This window comes from Bacteroides sp. ZJ-18 (assembly GCF_011038705.2).
In the GTDB taxonomy this organism is placed as follows: domain Bacteria; phylum Bacteroidota; class Bacteroidia; order Bacteroidales; family Bacteroidaceae; genus Bacteroides; species Bacteroides hominis.
In genome coordinates this window covers 1,422,333-1,442,359 of sequence record NZ_CP072198.1, presented here as the reverse complement: position 1 = coordinate 1,442,359, position 20,027 = coordinate 1,422,333, and the positions used below count along the sequence as shown (strand labels likewise).

The following is a 20,027-nucleotide window of genomic DNA, read 5'->3' as shown; positions in this document are numbered from 1 at the left end:
AAATCATTTTTTATGCAAGTATAATCAAATCTACGTTCGCTTGTGCCAGATTATTTAAAAATCTGCGATATTTCAATATTCCGCACACAGCGCCGGGCAATCGGAGGAAAGGGGATCCCATACAAACAGTGGATATTTGTTTCTCTTTGCAAACCTGTACAATACTCCGCAACACATCTCTCGACTGCACCTGAACCACTTCTCCCCCCAACTCAGTCACCAGTTTAAAATGATTCAGCAAATGACGTTGGCTGGCCAGATCGATACGCTCCATACTCTCTCTGGGAGTCTGTACATAGAGTGCTACAAACGAGGTGTTGTACCGGGTAGCCAGACGGGCTGCTTTCCGTATAATACGCCGGGGAGCCTTTTCCTGACTACTGATGCAAGCCATAAATTTTTCATGACGAACCCCAAGGCCAATGCTCATCACAACTTCATTTTCCACTTTCTTCTCTACTCGCAATGCGACCTCTTTCAAGGCCAATTCACGGAGTTGCAAAATGTTTTCAGTCTTAAAAAAGTTATTGAGTGCGGTCTGAATCTTCTCCGCTTTATATATCTTCCCCGCTTTAAGCCTGGTAATCAGTTCTTCGGCTGTGAGGTCAATATTCACGACCTCGTCAGCCTCTTGAAGTACGCTATCGGGGATACGTTCCCGAACTTCAATGCCTGCTATATCCTGTACTTCTTCGTTTACACTCTCAATATGCTGGATATTGACTGCCGAAATCACATTAATGCCTTCATCGAGCAATGTCATCACATCCTGCCAACGTTTCTCATTTAGACTTCCTTCCACATTAGTATGTGCCAGCTCGTCCACTATTACAATTTCGGGATGAATACGGATAATCGCCTCCAAGTCCATCTCCTCAAGCTCTTTCCCTTTATAAAACAGTTTCCTACGCGGAATAACCGGCAAGCCTTCCAATACGGCCTCCGTTCCGGCACGCCCGTGTGTCTCAATATATCCTATCCGGACATCTACTCCACTATCAATCAAATCGTGTGCTTCCTGAAGCATCCGGTAAGACTTGCCTACACCGGCAATCATACCGATGTAAACCTTGAACTTACCACGACGTGATCTCTTTATCAAATCGAGGAAATGCTGTACACTCTCTTCTCTATCCATATTTATTCATTTTTTATACTGCATAACCCGTAACAGTATCACTACTGCTACGGGCCGGCTAACAACTTCATGAGTTTTTAAGTTATATCTGATTTCACGGTTTTAAAGTGATACCAAACACCAAATGTGCATCTTCCATACGAGGATTCCAAACAGCCTGTGCAAATATAGGCAAAGCAAACGTATCATTGAATCTGATCCGGGTAGTTCCTTTCAAAGCAACATTGGTCACAGCAAATCCATCACAATTGTACTGAGGAGCCGCATAAGGGACAATACCGCAAGTTGCGTTCAGATCTACCATCTTTACACAGAAAGGATAATTAAACTCGACATAAGACGAGTAATTCTGTTTGCCTTCCGCATTCTTATCTTGTCCGGCAAACATGGTATACCATGCTATAGATAAAGGGAACTTTTCAGACTGGACGGCATAAGTAAGTCCTGCTTCAAAATGGTGAGCGGTTTCATGACTTTTAAAATTAAAGTATTTACGCGCTCCCTGTCCTGCCCACCATAAATCTGCAACTGAAAAAGTCAATCCGGAATTACCTAAAGTATAGGCAGCAGTCAAATCTATCTCTTTGGCAGCAGCTCCGGCCGAAGCGGAAGTCCCGTCAAAATCTGTAGATCCCCATGCCGTCAGCGAAAAGCCTCCGGCACTGAAACCCAGAGTCGGCTGAATACTGACCCCTGTCTGATACATTCCACGCCAAATGTAAGAGCTTACCAGATCGCCCTGAACATTGAACTGTTGAGCATTTGCATTTATGCCTCCCCAAAAACACATAGCCACAAGTGCCAGTGATGTTAAAATCGTGTTTTTATTTATAATATTTCTCATATTCATTTCCTGTTTACTTTTGTCTCTTCAAGAGCTATATTCAATTTTAATACATTTACTTTCTCGGTTCCGAATACCCCTAACAATGGTTTTTCCACTGCCTTATCTACAATCCTTCTGACTTCCTCTACATCCATTCCTCGTGCTTGAGCGACCCTTTTTACCTGCACATAAGCACTCTGAGGAGTGATATCGGGGTCCAGTCCCGAACCACTGGCCGTCACCATTTCGGCAGGCACATCTTTACGGGACAAGTATGGATGGTGAACCAGAAAAGTGTCGATACGGGATTTCACTTCTGCCAGATATTCCGGATTGGTAGGCCCTTTATTACTACCAGATGAACTGGTTGCATCATAACCGTCACCTGCACATGAAGGGCGTCCCCAAAAGTAAATATCCTCCGTAAATTTTTGTCCGACATTGGCGGCGCCGACCACTTTACCGTTCAATGTCACCACCTCCGCATTACCCTGATTGGGACCGGCTACCCGAGCAAACAACCATAACACGAGAATATAGAACACTGAGAAGAATACACAAAACACAAGCGTTATCTTGATAGATTTTAATAATGTTTTCATTGTTTGAATATTTAGAAGAATAAACTGACTACCAAATCGATTAACTTGATTCCGACAAAAGGAACTATCACCCCTCCTAACCCATAAATCAGCAGGTTACGACGAAGTAGTGCCGATGCTCCGATCGGTTTATACTGTACTCCTTTCAAAGCCAATGGAATTAAGATCGGAATAATAATAGCATTGAAGATAACAGCCGAAAGGATCGCACTTTCCGGACTGTGCAGATTCATGACATTAAGTGCACCGAGTTCTGGAATAGCCACCATAAACAGGGCAGGCACAATAGCAAAGTATTTGGCCACATCGTTTGCAATAGAGAAAGTTGTTAACGTACCGCGAGTCATCAGCAGTTGCTTTCCGATTTCCACAATCTCTATCAACTTCGTCGGATCGTTATCAAGGTCGACCATATTACCGGCTTCCTTGGCCGCCTGGGTACCACTGTTCATTGCCACACCGACATTAGCCTGTGCCAGCGCAGGAGCATCATTCGTTCCGTCGCCCATCATAGCCACCAACTTACCTAACTGTTGTTCCTTACGGATATATTCCATCTTATCTTCGGGTTTCGCCTCGGCGATGAAATCATCTACTCCTGCCTTCTCTGCAATATATTTAGCGGTCAGGGGATTGTCACCGGTCACCATCACCGTTTTCACTCCCATCTTTCTCAAGCGCTCAAAACGCTCTTGAATTCCCGGTTTGATGATATCCTGCAACTCAATAACCCCTGTTACCTTCTGGTCGACACACACTACCAGCGGTGTACCGCCATTACCCGAAATTTCAGCTATCACTTCTTCTATTTCTTTCGGAAATTTATTTCCTGCAGCCTCCGTTATTTTACGGATTGCATCGAAAGCCCCTTTACGGATTTGTGTACCATCGGACAAATCAACCCCCGAACATTTGGTTTCGGCAGTGAACTGAATCATGCGTGCACCGGTCGTATTAAGACTCCGCATGCGTACCCCCGATTCACGTCCTAACTCTACGATGGACTTACCTTCAGGCGTTTCATCCGAGAGGGAAGCCAGCAGACAGGTCGTAATAAACTCACGCGGACCGACTCCCGGTGCCGAATGGAATTTTGTCGCTCTACGATTACCAATCGTAATGGTACCCGTTTTATCTAACAGCAGAGTATCAATGTCACCTGCCGTCTCAACAGCCTTACCCGATTTCGTAATCACATTGGCACGCAGTGCACGATCCATACCGGCAATACCGATTGCAGAAAGCAGTCCCCCGATAGTAGTCGGAATCAAACAGACAAACAGAGAAAGAATAGCTGCGATCGAGATGGCCGTTCCAGGATGCTCAAGACTGGTATAATCAGCAAACGGAATCAGAGTGACGCAAACGATGACAAACACAAGTGTAAAACCGGCCAACAGAATGGTCAAAGCTATCTCGTTCGGTGTCTTTTGTCGGCTGGCACCTTCTACCAAAGCAATCATTTTGTCGAGAAAACTTTCACCGGGCTGTTGTGTCACCAATACCTTGATGTGATCCGAAAGCACTTTAGTTCCACCGGTCACCGAACTCTTATCTCCACCTGCTTCACGAATCACAGGAGCAGATTCACCGGTAATGGCACTTTCATCAATCGAAGCCAATCCTTCGATAATCTCTCCATCGGCAGGAATCGTATCGCCTGCCTCACACACAAAAACATCTCCCTTTTTCAGCATTGAACTGCTCACCGTCTGAATCTTGTCACCCATCACCAGTCTGGCAGGAGTTTCCTCACGCGTCTTACGCAGGCTATCCGCTTGTGCTTTGCCACGGGCTTCGGCTATCGCTTCGGCAAAGTTGGCAAACAACAAAGTGATAAACAAAATCAGGAATACACACAAATTATATCCGAAAGCACCATACTCCGAAGTGAACAGAGAGAACACCGTCACCACCAACATAATAAGGGTAACTATCTCTACTGTAAACATGATCGGATTCTTTACCATCATTCGCGGATTTAACTTCACAAACGATTGCTTGATACTTTCCATTACTTGCTCCTTTTGAAACATAGAAGCTGACATTTTATTTTTCATAACTATATTATCCTGCTATTCTTATAAACTTAAATGTTCGGCAATCGTACTTAATGCATGCACAGGGAAGAAAGACAAGGCTGCAACGATAAAGATAACAGCGAAAGTCATCATGGCAAAAGTCGCAGTATCCGTTTTCAATGTACCGGCACTTTCGGGAATAAACTTTTTCTGTGCCAAAAGTCCCGCAATGGCTACCTGACCGATAATTGGAATAAAACGGCTCAGGATAAGCACAATCCCACATGTCCAGTTCCAAAAGTAAGTATTATCACCCAACCCCTCAAAACCGGAACCATTGTTGGCTGCCGAAGAGGTATATTCATAGAGTTGTTCGCTGAGCCCGTGGAAACCGAGGTTATTCAACCAGCCTCCTTCACTCTCTACAAAATCGGGATGATGTGTATAAACGTAACTTGAAATGGCAGTAAACACAAGGATAACAAACGGATGGAGCAAAGCAACGAGAGTTGCAATCTTCATCTCCCGGGCTTCTACCTTCTTTCCCAGAAACTCAGGTGTACGTCCCACCATCAAGCCACTGATAAACACGGCCATAATAATGAAAGTATAATAATTCATCCATCCGACACCGACACCACCAAACCAAGTGTTAATCTGCATATTCAGCATTTCGACCATTCCACTGAGCGGCATAGTCGAATCGTGCATGCCATTGACTGATCCGTTAGAGGTAACCGTTGTAGTAACACTCCACAATGCTGTGGCTCCGGCCCCAAGCCTTACCTCCTTGCCTTCCATCGCACCATGATCCTGAGCAACTCCCATCTCATCGATACGTGGATTACCTCCCATTTCCTGCTGAACATTAATGAAAACTCCGGCCAGATAAGCAAACAGCATCACTCCAAAGATGCTATATCCCAACTTTCTGCGATTGGTATAGAAGCCCAAAGCCAACGCCATTGCCATCGGAATGATCAAGATTGACCAGCATTCAACCATATTAGTCAGATAAGTAGGGTTCTCCAGCGGATGTGAAGAATTAACCCCGAAATAACCGCCACCATTGGTTCCCAGTTGTTTAATAGGAATAATTGCAGCCGCAGGTCCTTGCGATACCATCTGCTCCTGTCCCTCCAGGGTAGTCACCTTCATCTTACCATCAAATCCCATCGGTGTTCCCTGCAAAATCAGGACGAAACCGACAATCAACGAAAGAGGTAATAAAATACGTGTACAGCTTATTACCAGGAAATGCCAGAAGTTACCTATTGTTCTGGTGGATTTGGCAGCCATACTTTTCATGATACCGGCCATAGCGGCCATCCCTGTAGCAGCAGTGATAAATTGGAACAGCATAATAACGAACAGCTGGGTAAAATAAGTCAATCCGCTCTCACCACTATAATGTTGCAAATTGCAGTTTACCATGAAACTGATGCAGGTATTAAATGCTTGATCGGGTGTCTGAGGTCCGTTACCATCGGGATTGAGTGGCAGCCAACCTTGTGATACCAGCAGTACCATTCCCCATACAAACCAGAAGGCATTCAAAATCAACAAGGCTTTGAGAAACTGTTTCCAATTCATCTCCTCTTGCGGATTTATACCGCATATCTTATAAATCACTCGCTCTACAGGAGCCATAAAGTCCGACCAAGTCTTCTCTCCCTTATAAACCCGGGCTATGTAACGTCCCAACGGATAAGCTAAGACCACCATTAGGACGATTTGCACCGCCACTCCTAAAATTTCTGTATTCATTGCTTTACTTCCAATTAAAACTTCTCAGGCCGAATGAGCACATACGCCAAATAGCCGAAAAGTGTAATACTTATTACAAATAGTGTTGTGTACATAAACTTAATTCTCCTCTCTCTTTAAATTGTTTCAAACCAATCGACACATTTCCAAAACAGCCAGAAGCAGACGATGCCGCTCAACAGGCAGAAAATAAATGAAACTGTTATTCCCATGTTCTTTACCTTTTAATTAGAATGTTTATATTTCTGTTTTACCTGAAACAATTAATGCCAAATGTGTGCCAAAAATGAAGAGAGTTAGCATAATCAACTAACATACAGACAGATAAAACAAATAGGGTATCCTCGTCAGTGCAAGGATACCCTATCATTTTGAAAAGGTATGTTTTATTTTGAAAGGGAGAAAAGCATAAACCCGGACAAGCAAGTATATTCCTGTCCGCTCAACTGCCAAGTTTATATTCTTCTATTTTCCGATATAAGGTAGTTAATCCGATTTTCAGCAAACGTGCCGCTTCAGTCTTATTCCCTTTAGTATGCTCCAATACCCTGGCAATATGCCTGCGTTCCATGGCTGAAAGTTCAAAGCTGCCCGGCATTCCTTCATCAGACTTTTCATAATGGCTGTTCTGTATTTCAAGCGGAAGGTCGTCTACATCCAGACAATCACCCTCACAGACAATCAGACTTCGTTCGATGGCATTACGCAATTCGCGGATATTGCCTTTCCACGGTTGTTGACATAAAGCCTCAAGATAAGCAGGCGTAATAGTACCCACCGGATGTGAAAGCTTCTCCGAGAAAGAACGGACAAACGATTCAGCCAGAATCTTAATATCCCCCGTACGTTCACGCAGAGGCGGAAGATGTACCTGAAATACAGAAAGGCGATAGAACAAGTCCTCACGGAAGCGTCCGGCTGCTATCTCAGCAGGTAAATCCCGATTCGTAGCAGCAATGATGCGTACATTGATGCGGGTAGGCTTCGTATCTCCTATCTTGATATATTCACCGGTTTCGAGGATGCGCAATAGTTTGGCCTGCAATTCAAAAGCCATCTCACCAATCTCATCCAAAAAGATTGTTCCATTGTTGGCTTCCTCAAAAAGCCCCTTCTTATCTTTCAACGCACCGGTAAACGAACCCGCCTTATGCCCAAACATTTCACTCTCCAGCAACTCTTTACTGAATGAAGAGCAATTGACCGCTACAAAATTCTGCTGCGACCGCTTGCTGTTATAATGTATCGACTGGGCAAAGACCTCCTTTCCGGTCCCTGTTTCACCTGTCAGCAACACAGGGACATCAGTCACTGATACTTTACGTGCCAGTGACACCGCTTCTTTCAGTGCCTTCGATTCGCCAAGTATAGTGTCAAACGAATACATCAGTCCGATTTTTTTCTCAAGCTTATCCAAACGGATATTCATTCGCGCTTTCTCTACAGCACGACTAATGAGAGGAATGATCTTATTATTATCATCTCCTTTTGTAATGTAATCGAAAGCTCCGTTCTTAATGGCCTGCACACCGTCGGGTATGTTACCATGAGCCGTCAGCAGGATGATTTCTACTCCGGGTGCTTTTTTCTTTATTTCCGTCACCAGGTCTACCCCGTTTCCATCCGGAAGAAATACGTCACACAAAGCCACGTCGGGCATTTGAAGTTCCAATTGTCTGAGCGCTGCCTTGCAATCGCCGGCCTGGCACACTTCATAACCTTCAAGTTCCATCATACGGGCCAGCAGACCACGAATCTGAACTTCGTCATCTATAATCAGAATTTTACTCATGTCTGATAAGTTAAAATGTGAACGGTAAAAAACAGGGTGTGCAAATATAATGGTTTTCTACTACAATGCAAATGATCGGACTGTGGAAAAAAACAACCTTCAATGCACGGCTCTTTCATTTAACAACCGTCTTCCTCTCATACAAAAAACGCGTTTCGATCTTCCATCTTCCACCTTTTAGAGTGCATATAGTTGATTGTGAGATGTATAGATTGGTGGAAGATGCGGTTTTTATGCCATTTATCTTCCACCCCTATCTTCCATCTTCCACCCGCTGTTTTAGGGGATATTTCAGCAGTAAAGGTTTGGAAAACAAATGGATATATCCAATTTCTTATCCGTTAATCTCTCTAAAAGCATTTCATTTCACTTACTCTCTTTAGTGCAAATGGTCGGATCTTTATCTCAGCCCGGGCATGCGGGCTCATCGGCCCGGGCATGCGGGCTCATCGGCCCAGGTATGCGGGCCGGGATAAAGAGTTGTATGACAATGGTTAATCTACTACACTTCTCCGGTAATAGCCGGCCGGATTCTTTCTTAAAAAAGAAACAACGAAGCGCTGCTTCCGCATCGCTGTGTGCGAATGGAAGGTTTTGTGGGGGGGGGACAAGGGAGGAAGGCGGTTATTAAATGAAAGAGCCGTGCCTTCAATGGCATATACTTTGATCTTTCATTCATGACATAGTCCCTGAAAATTCGTCTAATCTGCCTTACAAATACTACAGCAGCGCTTTCAATGGGCAAGATACAGCCGGAACAGGTACTTATATTCCCTCCCATTTTGATAAAAACAACCTAAAATGGAAAGGGGTAACGAACAAAGAAAATATATCGTATAACTCAAAAACAAAAAAATGAAGATCTACAAATTCGGTAATATTCCCACTGGTTCAATCCGGGGAATGCAGGAAATGCTCCAACTGGTCAACGACAGTACACCCAAAATAATCGTTCTATCTGCCCCTACAGAAACTACGGAGCATCTAACGAAAATAGCAGCACATCTTTTCAGCAGAGATACAGAACGGGCGCATGACGAAATAAGCAAACTGGAATTCAGATTCATTGATTTCGCTAACGAACTATTCAACGACGAGTCGATCAAACAACAAGCTGTTGACTCCATCATCGACCGCTTCCGTACCTTATGGAACTTTACCCGGCAACGTTTTACATCGGTCGATGAAAAAGACATATTGTCGCAAGGAGAATTCATAAGCAGCATGCTGTCCGGCCTTTATCTGAAAGAACGGGGAATCAATAATCTATTGCTTAACAGTCTTGACTTTATGCGATTGACTCCGGAAGGAGAACCTGACTTGGAATACATCAATAAAAAACTGCACACATCCATGGAAGACAACAAACACATCAACGTGTTTCTTACCCAAGGACACCTCTGCCGGAATGCTTATGGCGAAACCTGTTTTCTCAAGCCGGGTGGAGACGATGCTTCTGCCACATTAATCGGAGCCGCCCTACGGACCGAAGAAATACGGCTATGGATAGGTGGTAATGGCATACACAGTTGTGATCCGCATTTCGTGAAACATCCGGCTATGGTTACACAACTCAGTTTCGACGAAGCCGAACGATTCGCCCATTGCGGAGGAACGGGATTCGATCCCTGCTGCATTTTCCCGGCAAGAGAAAGCAATATACCGATACGCCTGTTCTGTTCAATGGATCCCACGGAAAAGGGTACTCTGATTTCACACATACAGAGCGGAGAAAGTATAAAAACCATTACTGCCAGAGACGGTATTTGTTACATCAGATTCCAGTCGAACCGGACATTGCGTCCCTACTTGTTCATCAGCAAGATATTCGATGTTTTTGCAAAATACCACACTCCCCTGTGCCTTTTTACTTCGTCCGGCTCGGATGTATCCGTCGCCATCAACGATAAAGAACATCTACCAAATATCCTGCATGAGCTTTCGCGATACGCAACTACGGTAGTAAAGGACCGTATGTGCATCCTGTCGGTCATTGGAAACATACAATGGCAATATACCGGATTGGAGACCCGAATCCTAAACGCTCTGACAGCCATCCCGATTCGGATGATTTCTTATGGTAGTAATAATAACGACGTTTCTCTTGTTATCAAAGCAGAAAATAAGAAAGAAGCATTGCAACTACTGAACGATACCCTGTTTAAGCCTTCAGCTACAATGGTCTCTCATACATGTGCCCCGACATTAAACCGCAGTAAGTGGAACAACACGGACAAACCATCTTTTCTTCTAAAGAAAAGTTGACTAATATAAGGGATATTGAGAATACGAATATCCTCATATCTGTCAACAGATAATAACGGGATAAAAGAGCCGTCTTTTAAATCAACCATATCTCAGTAAGATAAGAGAGCGGATGCCGGATAATTTCCTGTACATCCCATGAACCTTTTGAAGCCTATAAACGTTTATTTCCAAAGGAAACTATTTTAAAACGAAAACATATTCAAATGAAGATCATTATTATTGGAGGCGTAGCGGGAGGAGCTACTACTGCGGCTCGCATCAGACGTTCGGATGAAACAGCAGAAATCATCTTACTGGAAAAAGGAAAATATATATCTTATGCCAACTGCGGACTACCCTATTATATAGGTGACGTTATTGAAGACCGCGAGAAGTTATTCGTGCAGACTCCTGAGGCTTTCGGAGTACGTTTCAGAGTGGATGTACGTACCGAAAATGAAGTTATTTTTATAGATCGGAAAAAAAAGACAGTAACCGTCCGCCTTAAGAGTGAAGACACTTACGAGGAGAGTTATGACAAACTGTTAATATCCACCGGTGCATCTCCTGTACGCCCACCATTACCGGGCATTGACTCAAGCGGTATCTTTACTTTGCGGAATGTAGCAGACACCGACCGCATTAAAGCATACGTCAACAGTCGGCCTCCCCGCCGGGCTGTCGTGATCGGAGCCGGATTCATCGGACTGGAAATGGCAGAAAACCTGCATGCATTAGGAGCACAAGTATCTATTGTCGAGATGGGCAACCAGGTGATGGCACCTATTGACTTTTCAATGGCGGCACTGGTTCATCAACATTTGATGGAGAAAGGTGTAAACTTATATCTGGAACAGGCTGTGGCTTCGTTCGAACAAGCAGGCAAAGAGGTGAAAGTGATCTTCAAAAACGGACAGTCTATTCCGGCGGATATTGTGATCCTCTCCATCGGTGTACGTCCGGAAACTACACTGGCACGGGCTGCCGGGCTTACAATCGGCGAAGCGGGTGGCATCGCAGTGAACGACAATTTGCAGACTTCCGATGAATCAATTTATGCCATCGGTGATGCCATTGAATTCCGCCATCCCATTACGGGCAAACCCTGGCTGAACTATCTTGCCGGACCGGCTAATCGCCAGGGACGTATCGTTGCCGACAATCTGCTGGGAGCGAAAATCTCTTATGAAGGAGCCATCGGTACATCCATCGCAAAAGTATTTGACATGACGGTAGCCTCTACCGGCCTTCCCGGCAAGCGGCTGAGACAAGCGAGCATCTCATACGCTTCTTCAACAACACATCCGGCTTCACATGCAGGATACTATCCGAACGCTATGCCGATGAGTATCAAGATAACTTTCGATCCTCAAACAGGCAAGTTGTATGGCGGGCAAATTGTGGGATACGATGGTGTGGACAAGCGAATCGACGAACTCTCACTCGTCATCAAGCACGGGGGAACGATCTATGACCTGATGAAAGTGGAACAGGCATATGCCCCTCCTTTCTCTTCGGCAAAAGATCCCGTGGCTATTGCCGGTTATGTAGCCGAAAACATCATCCTTGGCAAAGTGAAACCCATATACTGGCGTGACCTGAGAGACATCGAACTGAAAAACGTATTCTTGCTGGACGTGCGTACACCGGATGAATTCGCACTGGGTTCGCTGCCGGGAGCGGTCAATATCCCGTTGGATGAAATACGCGACCGTATGGACGAAATACCTTCTGAGAAACCCATTTATACTTTCTGTGCCGTAGGGTTGAGAGGGTATCTCGCTTACCGTATCCTGATTCAGCATGGTTTCAAAGATGTATATAATCTTTCCGGCGGACTGAAAACATACCGTGCAGCTACTGCTCCTATCATCCTGCACGAAGATGAAGCAACGGAAAACATGTCTATTACTCAAGAAAGTCAGGTAAAGCAGCCTGCCTCTGCTGAAAAGATGCAGGCTGCACCCGTTGCAATGTCTAAAACCATCCGAGTGGATGCCTGCGGATTACAATGTCCGGGCCCAATCTTGAAAATGAAGAAAACAATGGATACACTCGCCCCGGGAGAACGAGTGGAAATTGTAGCTACAGACCCGGGATTCTCACGAGATGCCGCAGCATGGTGCAACTCGACCGGAAATAATTTCATCTCAAAAGAGAGTGCAGACGGAAAGTCGGTAGTAATTATTGAAAAAGGAGAGCCCAAAGCCTGTAGTCTCACTACAACGTGTGACAGCAAAGGAAAAACATTGATTATGTTCAGCGACGATCTGGATAAGGCGCTTGCTACTTTCATCCTGGCCAACGGTGCGGCTGCGACCGGACAGAAAGTGACTATCTTCTTTACCTTCTGGGGACTGAATGTAATTAAAAAACTTCATAAACGGAAGGTAGAGAAAGACGCTTTCGGCAAGATGTTCGGAATGATGTTACCATCGAGTTCACTGAAACTGAAGCTGTCGAAAATGAATATGGGAGGCATGGGCGGAAAGATGATGCGATACATCATGCACCGCAAGGGCATCGACTCACTGGAATCCCTGCGGCAACAGGCATTGGAAAACGGTGTGGAATTCATAGCCTGCCAGATGTCGATGGATGTCATGGGAGTGAAACGTGAAGAACTGCTCGATGAGGTTACAGTAGGTGGAGTGGCCACTTACATGGAGCGTGCCGATAATGCTAACATCAATTTGTTTATTTAATAAAGAAGTATGAATACAATATGTAAAATGCGCGATATCTACAAAGCTCTCTCTGTATTCGAAACAGCATTTGAGGAGATGTATGCGATATCGCTTAACGAAGCAATGGTGCTATGTGCGTTACGTGAAGCCGGAAAAGAGATTACATCGACCGCCATATCCGAACGAACGGAAATGGCTCCATCACATACGTCGAAAGTCATCCGTGCAGTGGAGGATAAAGGACTTATCCGCCGCTCATTGGGTGAAGTAGATAAACGTCAAATGTATTTCAGCCTGACAGAAGCGGGAAAGAAGCGTTTAGACGAGCTGGACCTGGACAAAGTAGAGGTGCCGGAGATATTGAAACCGCTGATGTAAGTTTGTAACATCAGAGATCACCACAGATTACACTGATTATCTGTATGGGCAATAATCCAGTTGCTTTTCATCTGTATAAATTTGTGTAATCTGTGGTGAAAACACCCCTGTAACTTTTCTATTCATTTACAGAAGGGTAAGAATGGAATCACTCTTCCAACCATTCTTTTATCAACTCGATAGCCTCCTCTTTCTCTTTTTGAGGTAAAGTGCCGATACGGGCCAAATGACTTCCGTTTGGTTGCACAAAGACATGAATATTCTTTTTTCCTTTCAGCCAAGTGACACCTGCTGCCGTCCATGGATCATTCTGCCCATAGATAAAGATCATCCTCGGATCATTTTTCTTTAGGAAATGAATTATTTTCCGGCTCAGAGTCTTATCAAACTTCATATTGCCGAGTTCTTCAGGAAGCATCAAACGCTTCAAGTAATCTTCACTGGTTTTAATGGTAAGATATTTTTTGAATGGACGGATATCATACCCATAATACCCCAACTCGCGGGCAGCTTGGACAAAGAAGGAAGTATTGGCACCCTCTTCCTCAAAATAAGACGGTTCGCTAATTGCAAGCAAATGTTTAAAGAGTTCGTCATCCGAGGCCGTAATTGCAGGAATCTGATCGACCGGGGTCCCCCATTGCCAGATAGAAAACGAATATTCGAGTACTGAATAATCATAAATCTCTTCTACAGGAACGCGGAATTTATATTTCTTTCCGGCACAATACTTCTCAAAACGAGGTAGCAAAGTAGGTTTACGCTTCAACACTTCCAACTGAAAATTTTCAATTTTCTCACGAGCCTCAGGAGTAGATACCATCTTTAAAAATGGTTCGTGACGCCCGTCTTCGACTCCATAGCAGAGTGGAGCCACATACGGAACAGAGATATCCACATCTTCGGGAAAGAAAGTCCGATAAAGCATCGCTGTCTGTCCCCCCTTACTGATGCCGGTAGCAATCCACTTACCGGGATAGATGGAGCGGAAAGCCTCGCGCACGGCATGTAAATCTTCAGCAGAGTTCTCGGCTGTCAGATATTGCCAATCTTTAGGAGTAGGAGTCGATTCGAGGAAATAGCGATACTCCACAAATATCATATTGGTATTAAATAGTTTTGATAGCTCTTCCCGGTAATTGATTCCCAAAGCATAAGAAGCGCCATAACCTTCGGTAACCATCACAGTAGGACGATCGAATCCGACATGGGAAACAATAACACGCTGACTGAAAGAGCCCTTCTCTGGATGATGATGATCTAACGGCTGGGTGAAATAAGCCACATATTTCTCAACAAACTCTGTAGATTCCAAGGGCTGGGTCTTGGTGATTTCGGTAATCTTACCCAACTTATCCAATAAAGTTGTTTGGGCGGATAGAGACAAAGATGTAGCAAGCAAAACGAGCCAAAGAGAAAATGTCTGGCAGATGCGTAGGTTCTTCATATTTATTTCGGTTTTAATTTTGTACAAAGATAGATCTTTCACCAAAGGCTCCAAGTAATCATACTGCATTTTAACATTATTCTTTGCGAACCTTTTAACAAGAGTCTTGTTATTTTCTGCAAACGCCTTAAGGTACCAGGGCAAGATTTTTTTAATAACCTAAACATTATAAAGATATGAAGAGATTAATTCCCATCTTATTGGCGGTCTTTGCATTCGCAGCTTGCGAAAAAGACCCTGACATGGACAAATTGGACAATGACTATTTGGTTTATACCAACTACGACAAGAAAGCTGACTTTAAACAGTTCAGCACGTACTACATCCCTGACAGCGTTCTCGTAATAGGAGATAAAAAAGATCCGGAATACTGGAAAGGTGAAGCAGCAGCAGCCATTATCAATGCATACAAAGACAACCTGAACAGCAAAGGTTTTGCTTATACTGACAATAAAGATGCTGCCGATCTGGGTGTGCAGATTAGTTACGTTCAGAGTACTTATTACTTTACCGACTACGGACAACCCGAATGGTGGTGGAACTATCCCGGCTATTGGGATGCACCTTACTGGGGTAACTGGGGCGGTTGGTACTATCCGTATGTTGTGAACTATAGCATTACAACCAACTCATTCCTGACTGAAATCATGAACCTGAAGGCTCCCGAAGGTGATAATCAGAAACTTCCGGTTCTGTGGAGCAGCTTCCTGAGCGGTCCTGCAAGCTATTCCGGCAAAGTGAACCAGACTCTGGTTGTTCGCGCAATCAATCAGTCGTTTGCACAGTCACCTTATCTCACTAACAAATAATTTAATTAAGAACCGTTATGAAAACAATGAAATATATTTCTCTTAGAGTACTGGCCATAGCGGCCCTTGCTCTGGCCTTTGCCATGCCGGCCAAGGCACAGTTATCAGATAATGGATACGCTAACGTGGACTGGCAGTTCAACGTGCCATTGAAAAATCACTTTGCCGATAAAGCCAGTGGATGGGGTATGAACTTCGAAGGCGGTTATTTTGTAACCCCTAACCTCGGACTGGGTCTCTTTATGAACTATAGCAGCAATCACGAATACTTCCCACGCGCAACTTTCCCTGTGGGCGAAGGAACCGTGAATACTGACCAGCAGCATACCATCTTCCAGTTACCTTTTGGTGCCGCCGCACGCTATCAGTTGAATCGTGGGGGAGCATGGCAGCCTTACTTTGGTGTCAAACTGGGTGCCAACTATGCGAAAGTACGTTCTAACTACAATATGTTCGAAACCCGCGACAATACTTGGGGATTTTACGTATCACCGGAACTCGGTCTGAACGTTTACCCTTGGGCATATGGCCCGGGCCTGCACATCGCTGTTTATTACAGCTATGCTACCAACAAAGCCAATGTGTTGACTTACAATGTAGACAAACTGAACAACTTCGGCTTCAGGGTAGGTCTTGCTTTCTAAAAAGAGCAGAGGTACCTGACTATATATACATAAAGGGGCTGTTATATCACATAACAGCCCCTTCCTTTTAAAGCAATACATGCTTGCCTTTCATTTTGACAACTTTATCAATCACTATTTATCGAAATAAAGGCCAATTAGGATCTTCTGTATGAGCTTCTTTCATAATTGTCTTCAGCTCATCCGCTTTCTTGGGGAACAGGTTCAGCACGTTGTGTTTCTCTGACGGATCCGAAGCTAAATTATACAATTCGTAGTAGGGTTTGTTTCCACGTATATTCATATGAACGAGTTTCCAATCGCCTTTGCGGACAGCCTGGCGTCCGTTCATCTCAAGAAATTCAAAATAAAGATATTCGTGCTCTTTCTGTCCTTTGCGGTTTTGCAACAAAGGAAGTATGCTGACACCATCCATATTCCGAGTATCCACTTTCGGATCCAATACTTCCCTGAAAGTAGGCATCAAATCCCAGAATGAACACATGAAATCGGTTTCCGTATTTGGCTGTACACGTCCAGGCCACGATATAATCATAGGTACACGAATACCACCTTCATATACATCACGCTTGTATCCGCGCCAGATACCATTACTGTTAAAGAAATCCGGATCGGCACCGCCCTCCATGTGAGGACCATTATCACTTGAGAAAATAATAATGGTATTATCGTATACTCCCATATCTTTGAGTTTCTGTACAATCTGCGCTACGTACACATCCAACCGGTAAACCATTGCAGCAAAAGTAGCATGCGGATAGAACTGGGTACAATATCCCCCTTTACGAAAACCGGGACTGCCGGGCTCTGCTCCACGATAGGGTTTCTCCGGGTATTTCCCCCTGAACTTCTTGATAATACTATCTTCCGGTACTATCAGTTCGGCATGCGGGATAATAGTAGGATACCACATAAAGAACGGTTTATCTTTATCCTTAGCAGCTTCATCCAGGAAAGCTAATGCTTTAGAATGAATCAGATCCTGCGAATAAGTTCCCTTTCCGTATTGCACGTTTAAATTATTATCCGGCAAATCGACACGTTTATCATTATCCCACAAATGGTCGGGATAATAACTATGGGCGAGCAACTGGCAGTTATATCCGTAAAATTGATCGATTCCCTGTTTGTTAGGATCACCCACCGAACCGATGTAGCCAAGCCCCCATTTGCCAAAGGCACCTGTACGATAACCTGCATTACGAAAATCATTAAAGATGGTCTGTGAGTTTTCCGGTAATGGGAATTGTCCTTCCGGAGCAAGCTCTTTGTTCCCGCGAATAGCTGTGTGCCCGCTATGGGTTCCGGTTATCAGGCACGAACGCGAGGGAGCACTAACCGTTGTTCCCGAGTAACATTGGGTGAAACGCATGCCATTCTGTGCCAATCGGTCGATATTAGGGGTTTCGAACTTCTCTTGCCCATAGCAACTCAAATCTCCGTACCCCAGGTCATCAGCCAGTATAAAAACAACGTTAGGGCGGGTTTGCCCCTGTGCTTTCTTTTTCTGTGCCAACGTTTGTTGTGTAGAAACCATCCCTACGAGCAATGCACTTCCGAGTAATAATTTCTGATTCATGATATGTATTTAAAGTTTTCAAAACAGAAGGAAGAGGGCGCTACTAAAGCCAGTTTCGCCACTCTTCTTCTCTCATTGTTTAATTTAAAAGAACGGATAAAGATCTTTCTATTCCCAGCCCGGGTTTTGAGTCAGATTAGGATTAAGCGCTATTTCTTCCAACGGGACTTGATAGAGATAATATTTTTCAAGCCAGCCTTTTCCTTCTTTCAACGGATCGTTGAACAAATAGATATAACCTTCGGTCATAGATCCATTTGCCCCATCCGATGTTCCGGTCATTTCGTTAAGCAGTGTCAGTGAGCTGAGTTCGCTCTTCGAAATCCACATACCTTTCTGCTGCATATTCACAAACCAAGGAGCCATTCTCCAACGACGTACATCGTAGAAACCGAATCCTTCTCCCATCAGTTCAATAATACGTTCACGACGGATCTCCCACAATACCGGATCAACGAGAATTCCATTATCATTTCCCTTCGGATAATATTTTCCACGATTCGGATCAAAATTAGCATCAATCTGCGCCACTACCATATCGGCCACACCGGCACGTTTACGCAATTTATTGATTGTCTCGTCAGCAATTGTCTGTGTGAACTGGTTGGTCTCAAACATAGCCTCGGCATAGTTCAGCAAAACCTCTTCAATTTTAAAGACAGGTTTATCGGCAGTGTTCACTTGGGCATTGTTATAATTTTCTTCCCAGTTATCCCAGTTTTTCCATACATAATATCCCGAACGGCAAGCAACATAAGCATGTGGTCCGTATTTCTTTCCTTCAATCGTATATTGTGCGCCTCCCTGCAAATTCGGAACGCGGCGTACCAATGAAGCACTCCAGTTCTGTCCCGGTAAACGTTTCATACCGATACCCGGATTGCTACACGACTCATTCGCTCCCATGATGTCGATATATTCACGGTCGGCGGGATCACTGGTATAAGACCATGTAGCATAATCTCCCTTACCGTCTTTCACTTTATAAGGCGGCATGATGGTATGATACATACGCGGGTCACGGTTGCGGAAAGTAGAATAAATATCTTTGTCTCCCTTATACAAATCTGAGTGAGAAATAGTTTTTCCATCTTTACACAAATACAGGTCCACTGTTCCCTGATGCATTTCTATGTCGTGCGAAGAAGTATGTTCATAATAGCACGAGTGTCCCGGTTTTATTGTTTCCAGCCACTGCTGATACAGAATAACGCCTTGTACCTTACTCAGGTCCTCTGTGGTCCACATCTCACCATATCCGGCTGCCGGTTGTCCGTCAGTTCCATAATATAATGTCGGATAGTCTGCCATCAACAGTTTGGATACACGGATACACTCAGTGAAATACTTATCATAACTTCCCAGTTCATGATATTTACGCCAGGTAGCTTCACGCAGCGTGAAACGTGAAAGAGCTGCACGCACACAGTCGCGATTGATGGTATTCGAACCGTCTTTTTTCTCGTAAACCGATGCATCACCGATATTCTCTTCAGCCCATTGTAAACGCTCCAGCACTTTATCGGCTACTTCAAAGCGTGGCATGCGGGTACCATAAGCCTCTTCTGAGGTTTCATCCAGTGGTTTATCAATCCAAGGCACATCACCGAAACGATCGATAAGCTCCATATACCAGAATGAATGAAAGAAATATCCGACGGCTTTCCAGTGATTCTTTTCAGCTTCCGTCATATCAGAAGCATCCACATGTGAAAGCATCAGGTTAATACGGCGGATAAAGGTGGAAAAATTCCATCCATTACCTGATGTAGCATTAGTCACCGTTTGGAACGCATATTTATTCTGGCTGCTGGCTCCGCGCTGATTCAGATATCCGGCATACACATCACCCAAGTAATGAGAATTACGCCCGATTGCAGTGGTAGAAGTAGCAATGTTCGTATTAGAAAACATTTCATAACATGGCCACATAAAGGCCTTAAAATTGTCATAAGATTTGAAGGCATTTTCTTCCGTCAGGCTGGTTACAGGATATTTCTCCAGGAAACTATCGTTGCATCCCGACAGCATCATCCCCGCGAAAAGGGTTAAAAACAATAATATCTTTTTCATATTCGTGTATCAGATTA

Annotated in this window: 14 protein-coding genes and 2 pseudogenes; 6 read left to right on the top strand and 10 right to left on the bottom strand. The window is 44.3% G+C overall.

The window, feature by feature from the left end; translation table 11 throughout:
- Window positions 1–10: 10 nt before the first annotated feature.
- The 7 genes from G7Y45_RS05785 to G7Y45_RS05755 form a co-directional block, all read right to left on the bottom strand.
- Entirely contained in the window at window positions 11–1,138 is a 1,128-nt protein-coding gene (locus G7Y45_RS05785) for a sensor protein KdpD (protein ID WP_165016375.1), read from the bottom strand.
- Window positions 1,139–1,232: 94 nt separating this feature from the next.
- Window positions 1,233–1,982 (bottom strand): hypothetical protein, encoded by a 750-nt coding sequence (locus tag G7Y45_RS05780; RefSeq protein ID WP_005823055.1) that lies wholly within the window; start codon window positions 1,980–1,982, stop codon window positions 1,233–1,235.
- Between the two features lie 2 nt (window positions 1,983–1,984).
- Window positions 1,985–2,566, bottom strand: a complete 582-nt coding sequence (locus G7Y45_RS05775; protein ID WP_005778797.1) for a K(+)-transporting ATPase subunit C — start codon at window positions 2,564–2,566, stop codon at window positions 1,985–1,987.
- Window positions 2,567–2,577: 11 nt separating this feature from the next.
- Complete coding sequence (gene kdpB / locus G7Y45_RS05770) at window positions 2,578–4,626, bottom strand: potassium-transporting ATPase subunit KdpB (protein ID WP_165016377.1); 2,049 nt, start codon at window positions 4,624–4,626, stop codon at window positions 2,578–2,580.
- Between the two features lie 21 nt (window positions 4,627–4,647).
- Window positions 4,648–6,354: a potassium-transporting ATPase subunit KdpA gene (gene kdpA, locus G7Y45_RS05765; RefSeq protein WP_005823051.1), complete on the bottom strand. Its 1,707-nt coding sequence runs from the start codon at window positions 6,352–6,354 to the stop codon at window positions 4,648–4,650.
- A gap of 14 nt (window positions 6,355–6,368) precedes the next feature.
- Entirely contained in the window at window positions 6,369–6,449 is an 81-nt protein-coding gene (kdpF, locus tag G7Y45_RS20135; protein WP_080546244.1) for a K(+)-transporting ATPase subunit F, read from the bottom strand.
- 347 nt (window positions 6,450–6,796) lie between these two features.
- A complete protein-coding gene (locus tag G7Y45_RS05755; RefSeq protein WP_165016379.1) occupies window positions 6,797–8,146 on the bottom strand; it encodes a sigma-54 dependent transcriptional regulator in 1,350 nt (449 codons plus the stop codon).
- Between the two features lie 855 nt (window positions 8,147–9,001).
- Between G7Y45_RS05755 and G7Y45_RS05750 the strand changes: the two genes are divergently transcribed.
- From G7Y45_RS05750 to G7Y45_RS05740, 4 genes and pseudogenes are all read left to right on the top strand, one after another.
- Entirely contained in the window at window positions 9,002–10,411 is a 1,410-nt protein-coding gene (locus G7Y45_RS05750; RefSeq protein ID WP_165016381.1) for an aspartate kinase, read from the top strand.
- 206 nt (window positions 10,412–10,617) lie between these two features.
- Window positions 10,618–12,289 (top strand): annotated as a pseudogene (locus tag G7Y45_RS05745) (FAD-dependent oxidoreductase); the annotation flags it as partial.
- A gap of 74 nt (window positions 12,290–12,363) precedes the next feature.
- Window positions 12,364–13,098: pseudogene (locus G7Y45_RS20130) on the top strand (DsrE/DsrF/DrsH-like family protein); the annotation flags it as partial.
- A 9-nt stretch (window positions 13,099–13,107) separates the two neighbouring features.
- The gene (locus tag G7Y45_RS05740) at window positions 13,108–13,458 is read left to right on the top strand and encodes a MarR family winged helix-turn-helix transcriptional regulator (RefSeq protein ID WP_005810690.1); all 351 of its coding nucleotides are present in this window, start codon (window positions 13,108–13,110) and stop codon (window positions 13,456–13,458) included.
- A gap of 148 nt (window positions 13,459–13,606) precedes the next feature.
- Here G7Y45_RS05740 and G7Y45_RS05735 read toward each other — a convergent pair whose 3' ends face one another.
- A complete protein-coding gene (locus G7Y45_RS05735) occupies window positions 13,607–14,905 on the bottom strand; it encodes a S28 family serine protease (protein ID WP_032542920.1) in 1,299 nt (432 codons plus the stop codon).
- A gap of 176 nt (window positions 14,906–15,081) precedes the next feature.
- Here G7Y45_RS05735 and G7Y45_RS05730 point away from each other — a divergent pair, with 176 nt between their 5' ends.
- Both G7Y45_RS05730 and G7Y45_RS05725 read left to right on the top strand, forming a co-directional pair.
- A complete protein-coding gene (locus tag G7Y45_RS05730) occupies window positions 15,082–15,714 on the top strand; it encodes a DUF4136 domain-containing protein (protein ID WP_005778812.1) in 633 nt (210 codons plus the stop codon).
- Window positions 15,715–15,731: 17 nt separating this feature from the next.
- Window positions 15,732–16,358 (top strand): porin family protein, encoded by a 627-nt coding sequence (locus tag G7Y45_RS05725; protein WP_005778814.1) that lies wholly within the window; start codon window positions 15,732–15,734, stop codon window positions 16,356–16,358.
- 118 nt (window positions 16,359–16,476) lie between these two features.
- Here the strand turns inward: G7Y45_RS05725 and G7Y45_RS05720 are convergent, their stop codons facing one another.
- Both G7Y45_RS05720 and G7Y45_RS05715 read right to left on the bottom strand, forming a co-directional pair.
- Entirely contained in the window at window positions 16,477–17,937 is a 1,461-nt protein-coding gene (locus tag G7Y45_RS05720) for an arylsulfatase (RefSeq protein ID WP_165016385.1), read from the bottom strand.
- A gap of 108 nt (window positions 17,938–18,045) precedes the next feature.
- The gene (locus G7Y45_RS05715; RefSeq protein WP_005810692.1) at window positions 18,046–20,010 is read right to left on the bottom strand and encodes a RagB/SusD family nutrient uptake outer membrane protein; all 1,965 of its coding nucleotides are present in this window, start codon (window positions 20,008–20,010) and stop codon (window positions 18,046–18,048) included.
- Window positions 20,011–20,027: the final 17 nt, after the last annotated feature.

Coding starts and splice junctions, on each gene's coding strand:
- G7Y45_RS05720 (WP_165016385.1), bottom strand. CDS start 17,937: ATGAATCAGAAATTATTACTCGGAAGTGCATTGCTCGTAGGGATGGTT.
- G7Y45_RS05725 (WP_005778814.1), top strand. CDS start 15,732: ATGAAAACAATGAAATATATTTCTCTTAGAGTACTGGCCATAGCGGCC.
- G7Y45_RS05780 (WP_005823055.1), bottom strand. CDS start 1,982: ATGAGAAATATTATAAATAAAAACACGATTTTAACATCACTGGCACTT.
- G7Y45_RS05750 (WP_165016381.1), top strand. CDS start 9,002: ATGAAGATCTACAAATTCGGTAATATTCCCACTGGTTCAATCCGGGGA.
- G7Y45_RS05775 (WP_005778797.1), bottom strand. CDS start 2,566: ATGAAAACATTATTAAAATCTATCAAGATAACGCTTGTGTTTTGTGTA.
- G7Y45_RS05715 (WP_005810692.1), bottom strand. CDS start 20,010: ATGAAAAAGATATTATTGTTTTTAACCCTTTTCGCGGGGATGATGCTG.
- kdpB (WP_165016377.1), bottom strand. CDS start 4,626: ATGAAAAATAAAATGTCAGCTTCTATGTTTCAAAAGGAGCAAGTAATG.
- kdpF (WP_080546244.1), bottom strand. CDS start 6,449: ATGTACACAACACTATTTGTAATAAGTATTACACTTTTCGGCTATTTG.
- G7Y45_RS05735 (WP_032542920.1), bottom strand. CDS start 14,905: ATGAAGAACCTACGCATCTGCCAGACATTTTCTCTTTGGCTCGTTTTG.
- G7Y45_RS05730 (WP_005778812.1), top strand. CDS start 15,082: ATGAAGAGATTAATTCCCATCTTATTGGCGGTCTTTGCATTCGCAGCT.
- G7Y45_RS05755 (WP_165016379.1), bottom strand. CDS start 8,146: ATGAGTAAAATTCTGATTATAGATGACGAAGTTCAGATTCGTGGTCTG.
- kdpA (WP_005823051.1), bottom strand. CDS start 6,354: ATGAATACAGAAATTTTAGGAGTGGCGGTGCAAATCGTCCTAATGGTG.
- G7Y45_RS05740 (WP_005810690.1), top strand. CDS start 13,108: ATGAATACAATATGTAAAATGCGCGATATCTACAAAGCTCTCTCTGTA.
- G7Y45_RS05785 (WP_165016375.1), bottom strand. CDS start 1,138: ATGGATAGAGAAGAGAGTGTACAGCATTTCCTCGATTTGATAAAGAGA.